The organism is Asticcacaulis sp., assembly GCF_020217185.1.
Lineage (GTDB): Bacteria > Pseudomonadota > Alphaproteobacteria > Caulobacterales > Caulobacteraceae > Asticcacaulis.
In genome coordinates this window covers 1-10,000 of the sequence record NZ_JAIWNX010000065.1, presented here as the reverse complement: position 1 = coordinate 10,000, position 10,000 = coordinate 1, and the positions used below count along the sequence as shown (strand labels likewise).

The 10,000-nt window shown below is 60.1% G+C and carries 9 protein-coding genes and 1 pseudogene; 7 read left to right on the top strand and 3 right to left on the bottom strand.

What is annotated here, in order from left to right; all coding sequences use genetic code 11:
• Positions 1-305 (top strand): annotated as a pseudogene (locus LDL37_RS03170) (polyprenyl synthetase family protein); the annotation flags it as partial.
• Between the two features lie 48 nt (positions 306-353).
• Here the strand turns inward: LDL37_RS03170 and LDL37_RS03165 are convergent.
• Positions 354-1,115, bottom strand: a complete 762-nt coding sequence (locus tag LDL37_RS03165) for an SDR family oxidoreductase (RefSeq protein ID WP_290794216.1) — start codon at positions 1,113-1,115, stop codon at positions 354-356.
• Positions 1,116-1,324: 209 nt separating this feature from the next.
• Between LDL37_RS03165 and LDL37_RS03160 the strand changes: the two genes are divergently transcribed.
• Positions 1,325-1,798, top strand: coding sequence for an NUDIX domain-containing protein (locus LDL37_RS03160; protein WP_290794213.1), 474 nt, complete (start codon positions 1,325-1,327; stop codon positions 1,796-1,798).
• Here LDL37_RS03160 and LDL37_RS03155 read toward each other — a convergent pair.
• A complete protein-coding gene (locus LDL37_RS03155) occupies positions 1,731-2,930 on the bottom strand; it encodes an acyltransferase (protein WP_290794210.1) in 1,200 nt (399 codons plus the stop codon). The two genes, LDL37_RS03160 and LDL37_RS03155, sit on opposite strands and share 68 nt — an antisense overlap.
• Positions 2,931-3,087: 157 nt before the next feature.
• Between LDL37_RS03155 and uvrC the strand changes: the two genes are divergently transcribed.
• From uvrC to LDL37_RS03135, 4 genes are all read left to right on the top strand, one after another.
• Entirely contained in the window at positions 3,088-5,004 is a 1,917-nt protein-coding gene (uvrC, locus tag LDL37_RS03150) for an excinuclease ABC subunit UvrC (RefSeq protein ID WP_290794207.1), read from the top strand.
• A gap of 312 nt (positions 5,005-5,316) precedes the next feature.
• The gene (locus tag LDL37_RS03145) at positions 5,317-5,490 is read left to right on the top strand and encodes a YezD family protein (protein WP_126419815.1); all 174 of its coding nucleotides are present in this window, start codon (positions 5,317-5,319) and stop codon (positions 5,488-5,490) included.
• Positions 5,491-5,578: 88 nt separating this feature from the next.
• Positions 5,579-7,951 (top strand): TonB-dependent receptor, encoded by a 2,373-nt coding sequence (locus LDL37_RS03140; RefSeq protein WP_290794200.1) that lies wholly within the window; start codon positions 5,579-5,581, stop codon positions 7,949-7,951.
• 197 nt (positions 7,952-8,148) lie between these two features.
• Complete coding sequence (locus LDL37_RS03135; protein WP_290794197.1) at positions 8,149-8,559, top strand: EF-hand domain-containing protein; 411 nt, start codon at positions 8,149-8,151, stop codon at positions 8,557-8,559.
• 175 nt (positions 8,560-8,734) lie between these two features.
• On the opposite strand, the gene LDL37_RS03130 is transcribed toward LDL37_RS03135, so the two are convergent.
• On the bottom strand, positions 8,735-9,046 hold the full coding sequence (locus LDL37_RS03130; protein WP_290794194.1) for a rhodanese-like domain-containing protein: 312 nt from the start codon (positions 9,044-9,046) through the stop codon (positions 8,735-8,737).
• Between the two features lie 214 nt (positions 9,047-9,260).
• Here LDL37_RS03130 and LDL37_RS03125 point away from each other — a divergent pair, with 214 nt between their 5' ends.
• The gene (locus LDL37_RS03125; protein ID WP_290794191.1) at positions 9,261-9,908 is read left to right on the top strand and encodes an OmpW family outer membrane protein; all 648 of its coding nucleotides are present in this window, start codon (positions 9,261-9,263) and stop codon (positions 9,906-9,908) included.
• Positions 9,909-10,000 lie beyond the last annotated feature (92 nt).

Genomic DNA, 10,000 nt, shown 5'->3' with positions numbered 1-10,000 from the left:
TCGGCAAGAATGCCGGTGACGATTTTGCTGAGGGTAAGGCAACCTTGCCATTGATTTTGGCCGTCAAGGCGACGCCGCAAGCCGCTGATTTCTGGCACCGCACGGTCTCGATGCGCGAGCAGACCGACGGCGATCTGGCGCAGGCGCAGGCCCTGATTGTCGAATCAGGAGCGATGGCCAAGACGATCGAGACGGCTCGCCATTATGCGCAAAAGGCCAAGGATGCGTTGAAAGGCTTTGAAGCCTCGGACTGGCGCAAAGCACTGGAAGCGCTGGCCGATTACAGCGTCGAACGCACGAAGTAAGCACACACATTACACCTCCCTACCCATGTAGAGGAGGTGTAAGGAGAGCTACAACCCTTCCATATCCGGCGTCTTCCAGCCCAGATGCTGGCCCGAATCGACGCAGATCATCTGACCGGTCACCGAAGGGGCTTCGGCCAGAAACACCACGGCCTCGGCGATCTCTTCCGGCGTGACCCGCTTTTGCAGCAGGGTCGAAGCGGCCTCGGCCTCGAAATCGGCTTCGGTCTGGTGAATGGAGGGCAGGGTAGGACCCGGCCCCACAGCATTGACGCGGATGCGCGGGGCCAGTTCCTGCGCCAGGGTGCGCGTGGCGTGCCACAGCCCGGCCTTTGACAAACCGTAGGAGAAGAAGGGCGGGGAGGGTTTCAGCACCCGCTGGTCGATCAGATTGACGATAGCGGCGCCGTCCGGCAGAGCGCCTTGCGCCGCAAAACCCTGCGCCAGCAGCACAGGGGCCAGCAGATTGGTGTTCATATGGGCGTGCCAGCGCGCCACCGTCAGCGTCCCGGCGCGGTCATCGAAAAACACTGAGGCATTGTTGATCAGCAGGCTCAGAGGACCCAGAGCGGCCACGGTCGCGGGAATGAGCGCCTTGACGCTGTCGGCGTCCGACAGGTCGGCCTGAAGCGCTTCTGCCCGCACGCCAGACGCGCGTAACTGCTCAACCAAGGCCTGCGCATCGGTTGCGGAAGTGCCGTAATGGACGCCGATATCGTAGCCGCGTTTCGCCAGCGCAAAGGCTACGGCCCTGCCGATGCGTTTGGCCGCACCGGTGACCAGAGCGATTTTGGGAGCCGGTTTAGTCAATACGGCCAAAGTCGATATAGTTGACGATGAAATAGAAGGCGATGAAGCCCGCAAAAATGCCGATGGCCAGCATGTGAAATCTCCCGGTCAGTCCTGTTTTTATCTGATTAAGCGCCTCTTACGGCGAACTCAAGCCTTGTTGCGCGGCGCAGCGAGAAAAACCGGGCGCAAGGCTTGCGCACAGCGTTATTTATCTTATTTTTATACGCATGGAAGACTGGAAGCGCCTTGTCGAGCCGTACACCCGGCCGCTGTTCTTTGCTCATTCGCGCATGACGCGGGGCAAGACTCTGGGTGTGCGCGGCCTTGTGGTAGAGGATGAGCGTCGCGTTCTGCTGATCGAGCATACCTATCTCGAAGGCTGGTGGCTGCCCGGTGGTGGCGTCGATGCCTTTGAGGCGGCGGGCGACGCCGTGGTGCGTGAACTGCGCGAAGAGGCGGGAATTATTGCCCACGAAACACCGCGCCTTCTGTCGATCCATTCCAATGAACGCTTCTTCCCCGGCGATCACGTGCTGCTCTATCGCATTGACCGCTTCGAGCGCGGTGAACTGACCTCGCAGGGGGAAATCAAGAATGTCGATTTCTTCGATATCGACGCCCTGCCGGACAATATCAACGGCGGCTCTTTGCGGCGGATACAGGAAGCTCTGCAAGGTCTGCCGCCGGACCCGCTGTGGTAGGGGCAGGCTCAGCCGGCAGGTCACCAGCAACGGCGTGCAACTCCGGTTTGCGGGCCGTCCAGCGGCTGATCAGCCGGCGCAGCCCGTCGCGTGAAGGCTTCTCAAAGCCGTAATGTGCTAGTGCGGACAGCACGACCGTTACGGCAATCGCTGCCATCAACCAGTGGACGCGCTCCCCCGGCAGGCTCAGGCCAAACTTTGGCAGGGTGCGGAAGGTGCCAAACAGCACGACATCGTGGATCAGATAGATGGCGTAGGACCACACGCCGATCAGATAGACCGGTCGCCATGACAACATTTTGGCCACCGGGCCGTCGTCGTCGGAAAGGGCCATGATCAGCCCGGTAAACAGACCCACCAGAATGACGTCCGACGGGCGCCAGGCGATCAGCAGGAGCGACGCCACCAGAAACAGGACTGCGGCGCGAGACGGCACCAGAGCGCGGAAACGATAGGCCACCATACCGATGAAGAAGCTCAACAGGCAGCGCAGCAGGGTGCCGCTGGCGTAGGAGGCGGCGATGTCCAGCGGGCCTGAGCGGCGAATCGTCTGCCCGAACCACAGGGGGCCATAGGCGACAAAGGCCAGCAGACCGGCGGCCAGCCCGGTCCACAAAAGTGCGCGTTGCCACGAGCCTTTGAGGGCCGCAATCACCAGCAGTGGAAAAACCAGATAGGCCGCCCATTCGGTCGAGATCGACCATGACGGGCGGACGATGGAATTGGCCAGCCCCCAGGCCTGAGTCATGGTCAGGTTGGGTAACAGGCCGTGCCAGACGTCTTCCGCATAGTAGCGCTTACCCAGAACGGTCGGGATCAGGGCGGCGGTGATCAGCGTCATCAGCGCAAACAGCGGCCACACGCGCGCCACACGCATCAGGATGAACTTGCGGAAGTTCGGCCATTGAAAGCCTGCGTCGAACAGCTTGCCATAGGTCATGGCCATGACGAAGCCGGACAGGACAAAGAACAGATCGACCGAAATATAGCCATGCCGCACATAGTGCTGCCACGGATCGGGAAAGCGAAAATAGCCGGTGGCGTGATAGAGCACGACGAACAGGGCCGCGACGCCGCGCAAACCCGTGAGGGCGCGGATTTCGGACGATCGGGCGGCAGGCGTGGCGGTCATGCGATCACGATTTTGTGTGCGGTGTCTCTCCATGACGCCATGCCCCGACGAAGGCAAGTCAATTCCTGTGGCGCACCTTTGCAATTATGTCATTTAAGAAGGGAAGGTGGATGCGGATGTTCTTGCCCCGTTCCGGCCCTTCGCCTATATCGGGAGCATGTCCGACCTGCCTACCGATGCCTTATCCGAAACCCTCCCGACCGATGCGCCCCTGACGGGGGCGGCTCTGATCCTGCGTGAAGCGCGGCTGGCGGAAGACAAGCCCGGCGTCTATCGCATGATCGGAGAAAACGACGAGGTGCTCTATGTGGGCAAGGCCAAGTCGTTGAAAAAGCGCATCCTTCAGTATGCACAGGGGCGCGTCCATGCCCAGCGTATCGCGCGCATGGTCTATCTGACGCGATCCATGGTCATTGTGCGCACACAGACCGAGGGCGAGGCCCTGCTGCTGGAGGCGCGCCTGATCAAGGCGCTCAAACCGCGCTACAATGTGCTGCTGCGCGACGATAAATCCTTTGCCGAAATTCTGGTACGTAAGGACCACGCGGCAGCACAGATCACCAAGCATCGCGGGGCGCACGCCATTCAGGGCGAATATTTCGGCCCCTTCGCCTCGACCCAGGCGGTGAACCGTACCCTCGATACGCTGCAACGCGCCTTCCTGCTGCGTACCTGCACCGACAGCGTCTATGCCTCGCGTACGCGGCCCTGCATGTTGCATCAGATTCGTCGCTGTTCGGCGCCGTGTACCGGTGAGATCAGCCTTGAGGATTATGGCGCATTGGTGGGGCAGGCCGAGGCCTTTCTGAAAGGTCGTTCGCGCGTGGTCATCGACGACCTGACCAAACGCATGATGAAGGCCTCCGACGATATGGATTTCGAGAAGGCGGCACACCTGCGTGACCGGGTGCGGGCGCTCAACCACGTGTCCATGACCTCTTCCATCGGCATCGGTGAGGCCGAGGCCGACGTCTTTGCCGTGATCAGCGAAGGCGGGTCGGCTTGCGTACAGACCATCTTCTTCCGGGCGGGGCAGAACTGGGGCGACCGCGCCTACTTCCCGCGCGTGCCCGACAGCGGTGAAGAGACGGACAACGCTGAGGGCGAAATCCTCGATGCCTTTCTGGGGCAGTTCTATCAGGACCGTCCGGTACCGAAGCTCATCCTTGTCTCGCATCCCCTAAGTGAGCCGGACCTGATGATGGAAGCCCTGTCGCTGCGCGCCGGTCGTAAGGTCGAGATCCACTGCCCGCGCCGGGGCGAAAAGGCCGATGCTGTGGCCCATGCCCTCAACAACGCCAGGGCGGCGCTGGGCCGGCGCATGGCCGAACAGTCGGCGCAGACGCGCCTGCTGAAAGGCGTGGCGGAGGTGTTTGAGTTGCCCGCCCCGCCTAACCGCATTGAGGTTTACGACAACTCGCACCTCGGCGGCACGCATGCGGTGGGGGGCATGGTGGTGGCCGGGCCCGAAGGCTTTATGAAGGGGCAGTATCGCAAGTTTACCATCCGTGATCTCGATAAGATGACCGCCGGTGACGACTACGCCATGATGCGCGAAGTGTTCCGTCGTCGGTTTTTACGTCTGAAAAACCGTGCGGAAGATGCGACGGAAGAGGAAGGCTTTGGTCGTCCCGATCTGGTGCTGGTCGATGGCGGGCAGGGGCAACTTGAGGCCGTTCTGGACGTGATGCGCGAACTCGGCATGGAAGACATCCGCATTGTCGGTGTGGCCAAGGGGCCGGATCGCGACGCCGGGATGGAGCGCTTCTTCATGCCAGGACGTGCCCCCTTCATGATGGAGCCCAAATCGCCGGTCCTCTACTATCTTCAGCGCCTGCGCGATGAGGCGCACCGCTACGCCATCGGGGCCAATCGTCAAAAGCGCGACGCGGCGATCACCAAAAATCCGCTGGATGAGATCGAAGGCATCGGCCCGCGCAAAAAACGCGCCCTGCTGGCCGCCTTCGGGTCGGGCCGTGAGGTGGGCAAGGCGCGCATCGAAGACCTGCGCAAGGTGGAAGGCATCAATGAGGCCCTGGCCCAGCGCATCTACGACTTCTTCCATGGCGCGTGATCTAATTAAAACTGAACCATTTTGATTTTGAATTAGAATGGCTAAAGTAGGGCGGCATTACGGCGCTCCTGCGTTTCGTGCTTTTAGCGGGTGTAGGGGCGTGTACTTACCGTGGCGATTTTGTGAAATTTAACAATAAACATTTAATATCAATGCTTTAATTTAGCTCTTTCTGAGGTAATCGCTTCCGAAGCCTCCGGGTTGACGGGCCGACACACAGGATGATTTCTAAACTCTGCCAGAATTCATTTGACGGAAACGGGCTTATAGACGACTTATTTGATAGTAATTAACGCCGCTGAGGAATACACCATGAGCCCTCTGCATCACCTGACCGCGCCGCGCGCCCTGTCCGAGGCGGAGCAGCACATCCTGAACGCTATCAGCCAGATCCGTTATGGATCGGTCGAAGTGGTCATCCACGACTCGCGTATCGTTCAGATCGAAAAGAGCGAAAAGGTCCGTTTCGAGACCCGCCGCGATTAGTTTTAGCGCATTTGCGCCCACAAAAAAACACACGCGCCCTGACCGGACAGACCGGAAGCGACGCCTCTCACGCACGAAGGTATCCTCCATGTCCCATTCTCGCTCCGCTTTGCGGGCGGGGAAGATTTCGCTCGCCCTTCTGGCTGGTGTCTCTTCGCTCGCCCTTGCCGCCCCTGTGTTCGCTGCTGATGCGCCTGCCGCCGATGACGCGGCCTCTGGCGATAGCGCCATCACTGACGTCTATGTCACCGCCCGCCGTAAGAGCGAAAACCTGCAAAAGGTGCCGATCGCTGTCTCGGCCATCTCCGGTGAGCAACTCGAATCCGCTGGCATCTACAACGTCGAGAACCTGCAAAAGGTGCAGCCGAGCCTGCAATTCATCTCGTCCAACCCGCGCAATACGGCGACGACCATCCGCGGTCTGGGGTCGGGCATTGGCCTGACCAATGACGGGCTTGAACAGGGCGTCGGCATCTATGTCGATGAAGTCTTCTATGCCCGCCCCGGCTCGGCGGTTGTCGATCTGCTCGACATTGAGCGCGTCGAAATTCTGCGCGGCCCGCAAGGCACCCTGTTTGGCAAGAACACCACGGCCGGTGCGCTCAACATCACCACCCGCGCCCCCAGCTTCACGCCGGAAGGCCGTGTCGAGGCCAGCGTCGGTGACTATGGCTTCCTGCAAACCAAGATAAGCCTGTCGGGCCCGCTCAGCGACACCGTGGCCGTGCGTGTGGCCTTCGGCGGCACCAGGCGCGATGGCCTGTTCAAGAACACCTATCTGAACGTCAAGCAGAACGATCTGAACAGTCAGGTCCTGCGCGCCCAACTGCTGTGGAAGCCATCGGATAAGCTCAATGTGCGTCTGTCCTACGACTTCGCCTATCAGGACCCGGAGGCCAATACCCAGACCTTCGTGCGCTATGGGGCGTCGCTGCGGGCCGCCAATCGTCAGTTCCCGGCGCTGGCCGCGGCGCTCAACTATGCGCCGCCGTCGGCCAACCCCTATGACCGGCTGGTCGATGTCAATTCGCCGCTGGAAGCCAAGCAGGTGATCAATGGCCTGTCGGGTACGGTCAACTGGGACCTGGGCGATGTCACCCTGACCTCGATCACAGCCTATCGCGACTGGGACTGGACGCCGCAGAACGACCGCGACTACACCTCTCTGTCGATCCGGGTCAAATCTAACAACCCGTCTGAACAGCAGCAAATCTCTCAGGAATTCCGACTGGCTTCGAACGGCGACCGCAAGGTCAACTGGGTGGTCGGGGCCTATGGCTTCAATCAGCGCGTCGAAACCAACGGCGTGGAACAGTGGGGCAAGGACGGGGCCTTCTGGCTCATCGGTACCAATGTGCCTGCAAACCTTATTGACGGCCTGACCTCCAGAACCCACGTGGTCACCAAGGTGCGCTCCTATGCGGTGTTCGGGCAACTGACCTGGAACGTGACGGACCGCTTCCGCATCACGCCGGGCCTGCGCTACACCTATGAGGAAAAGGACGGCAGCTTCCGCCAGATCGTCACCGGCGGGCTGGCGACGACGGTCGCGTCCCAGATCACGGCCAAGAACAATATCGCCCCGACCTATGCCTATACGGCCGATTATCAGGACGACAGCCCGTCGGGTCAGATCAACTTCGCCTATGACCTGACGCCCACCGTGCTGGGCTATGTCAACCTGTCGAAGGGCTATAAGTCGGGCGGTATCAATGCTGCCGGTGTGCCGGTCGATGCCAACTTCCAGCCCTTCAGCGCCTCCATCGTCGTCAAGCCGGAAGAGGTGGAGACCATCGAAGCGGGCCTGAAGACGCAGTTCTGGGATAAGCGCGGCACGGTCAATGTCGCGATCTACAGCACGAACGTCAAAGACTATCAGGCGACCGTCGTGGACGGTAATCTGGGGGCCATTCGTCCCTATCTGGCCAATATCGAGAAGGTCGAGGTGCGTGGCGTTGAACTGGACGGCAAGTTCCGTGCGACGGATAACCTGCTGATCTATGGCTCGGTGAGCTATACCGACGGCAAGTACGCCTCGTTCAAGAACGGTCCGGCCCCTCTGGAGCTTCAGACCTCCAGTTCTTCCGTTGCCGACCTCAGCGGTAAGGACCTGCCCGGCGTGTCGAAGTGGGCGGGCTCGATCGGCTGGGAATATAATCACCCGGCCACCATCGGTAAGCTGAGCGGCGACGCCTATTTTAGCGGTGATGTCTCCTACCGGTCCGATTGGAACTCCGATCCGTCGGTGTCGAAATATACGGTCGTCGAAGCCTCGACCACCGCCAACTTTCGCGTCGGCTACCGCGCCAGCGGCGGCACGGAGGTCTTCCTGTGGGCCAAGAACGCCTTCAACGAAGAGTATCTGCAATTCCTCAGCCTTCAGGCCGGTAACTCCGGGGCCATTTATGGCCAGCCCGGCGACCCGCGCAGCTTCGGCGTCACCGTGCGTAAAGCGTTTTAAAACCTATGGTCCGGATTGCGTCGCCGGTGCAGGTCACGCGATCCGGTTCGCTAGATGCGGCGTAATCGACACGGAGGCCCCTTAACCGCGCAAAAATGATCGAAATAAATAGACATTGATCAAAAATTCGATCACCTTCGCGCGGCTGCCCCGCCGCTGGTGAGGAATGCAGCGCATAATTCAGACGGGGAAAACATATGATTAAGCGTCCGCATTTTATCGTGTTTGCGTGCTCTGCGCTGTTGACGACCATGGTGATGGGCACGACCGTTTCGGCTCAGGCCTTGCCCGACCATCTGGCCAAGATGGACAAGGATGGCGATGGCAAGCTGAGCCCCGAAGAATGGGTGCGTGACAAGCCGTCCCTGTTCAAACGCATCGACGCCAATGGCGACAAGGCCCTGAGCAGGGATGAAATCGAAAAATTCTACGTCGGCATAGCGCCGGCCGATGACCCCAAGACGATCAAGCGTATCGCGGACATGGCGGCGGCGGATGCCAATGCCGATGGCAAGGTGACGCTTGAGGAACTCACCGCATATAACCTGGCGGGGTTCAAGACGCGCGACAAAAACGCCGATGGGTTTATTACCGGCGCTGATCTGTAGGTTTTAGAGCGGAATGATTTCTAAAATCATCCGCTCAAGCCACCATTGAGGCGGCGGCCAAGGTGGCGAAGCCACCGCCCGGCGAGGGGCGAAACAAGAATCCAGATCATTATGTTCCACCAGAAATCATAATGATCTAAGAGCCTTTTCCGATCCAAGCGGAAAAGGCCCTGTTTTATGCCTCAACCGCAAGGCCTGCGGCGATCCAGCCATTGATGCCGGGAGCCAGATGCGCGTCGGCGGTGAGGCCGAAGGCTTGCGCCGCTTCGATGGCGCGCAGCGACCGCACCCCTCCGGCGCACATAAAGATGATCTCCTTGCCGTCCTGCGGCAGTTCGGCCGGATGGAAGGTGGAGAGGGGCAGGTTGACGCTGCCGGGCACGCGCACGCGCTCGTACTCATACAGCTCGCGCACATCGATCAGGTGGATCGCCCCGCTGTCGAGGGCGGCCTGAACTTCGGCGGGCGTAAGATTGCGAACGGACATGCGTGTGCCTTTAATGCGTTGCGGGTGTGAAGGTCATACAATCCCGGCACGATCGTCGCAATCGCTGAATATCCATGAAATAAATGTGGTTATTTGTCGCGCGGCGTCTGGTCCCTGAGGCAGGCTGACGCGCGGCGGAATGCGCAGGTCACAGACGCGCGGCGGGCGGCTAAACCCAACTTCGAAGCGAAACGCACGAAGAGGAGTATTCGCCATGAAAATCGCTTATCTGATCGGTGCCAGCCTGCTGGTTATGGGCCTTGCCAACGGCGCGTCGGCGCAGGAGTTCAAGCCCAAGGCCAAGGGGCAGTTCATCGTCGCCACCCGCATCACCAGCGTCGCCCCGGACGAAAAGGGCGACATCAAGACAGCCGCCGGCGTCGACAGCGGTCTGGATGTCAAGGTGAAGGACGACACCATCCCCAGCCTTGGCTTCACCTATTTCTTCACTGACCATATCGCCGTTGAGGCCATTCTGGGCACGTCCAAGCACGAAGTGCGCGCCGTGGGCGGCACAACCGATGTGAAGGTGCATACGACGCGCGTCCTGCCGCCGGTCATTGCGGCTCAATATCACTTCAACCCCAAGGGCCGCGTCAGCCCCTATGTGGGCGCGGGCGTCAACGCCATGATCTTCTACAACAGCAAGGACTATAACGGCTTCAAGGTGAAGCTGGATGATGGTCTGGGCTATGCGCTTCAGGGCGGTGTCGATATCGCCCTGAAGGGCAACTGGTCGCTCAACGCCGACGTGAAAAAGGTGTGGTTCAACACCGATGCCAAAATCAATGACGGCGCGCTGAAGTCCAAGGTCGATCTCGACCCGGTCGTCGCCTCGGTCGGTCTGGCCTACCGTTTCTAGAGCGAAATGACTTTAGGTGGAAACGCCATTTCGCTCTAAATTTTTGTTTTGTCGCGATGTTTTTGCGGAAAACCGCTCACACTTTTCCGCAC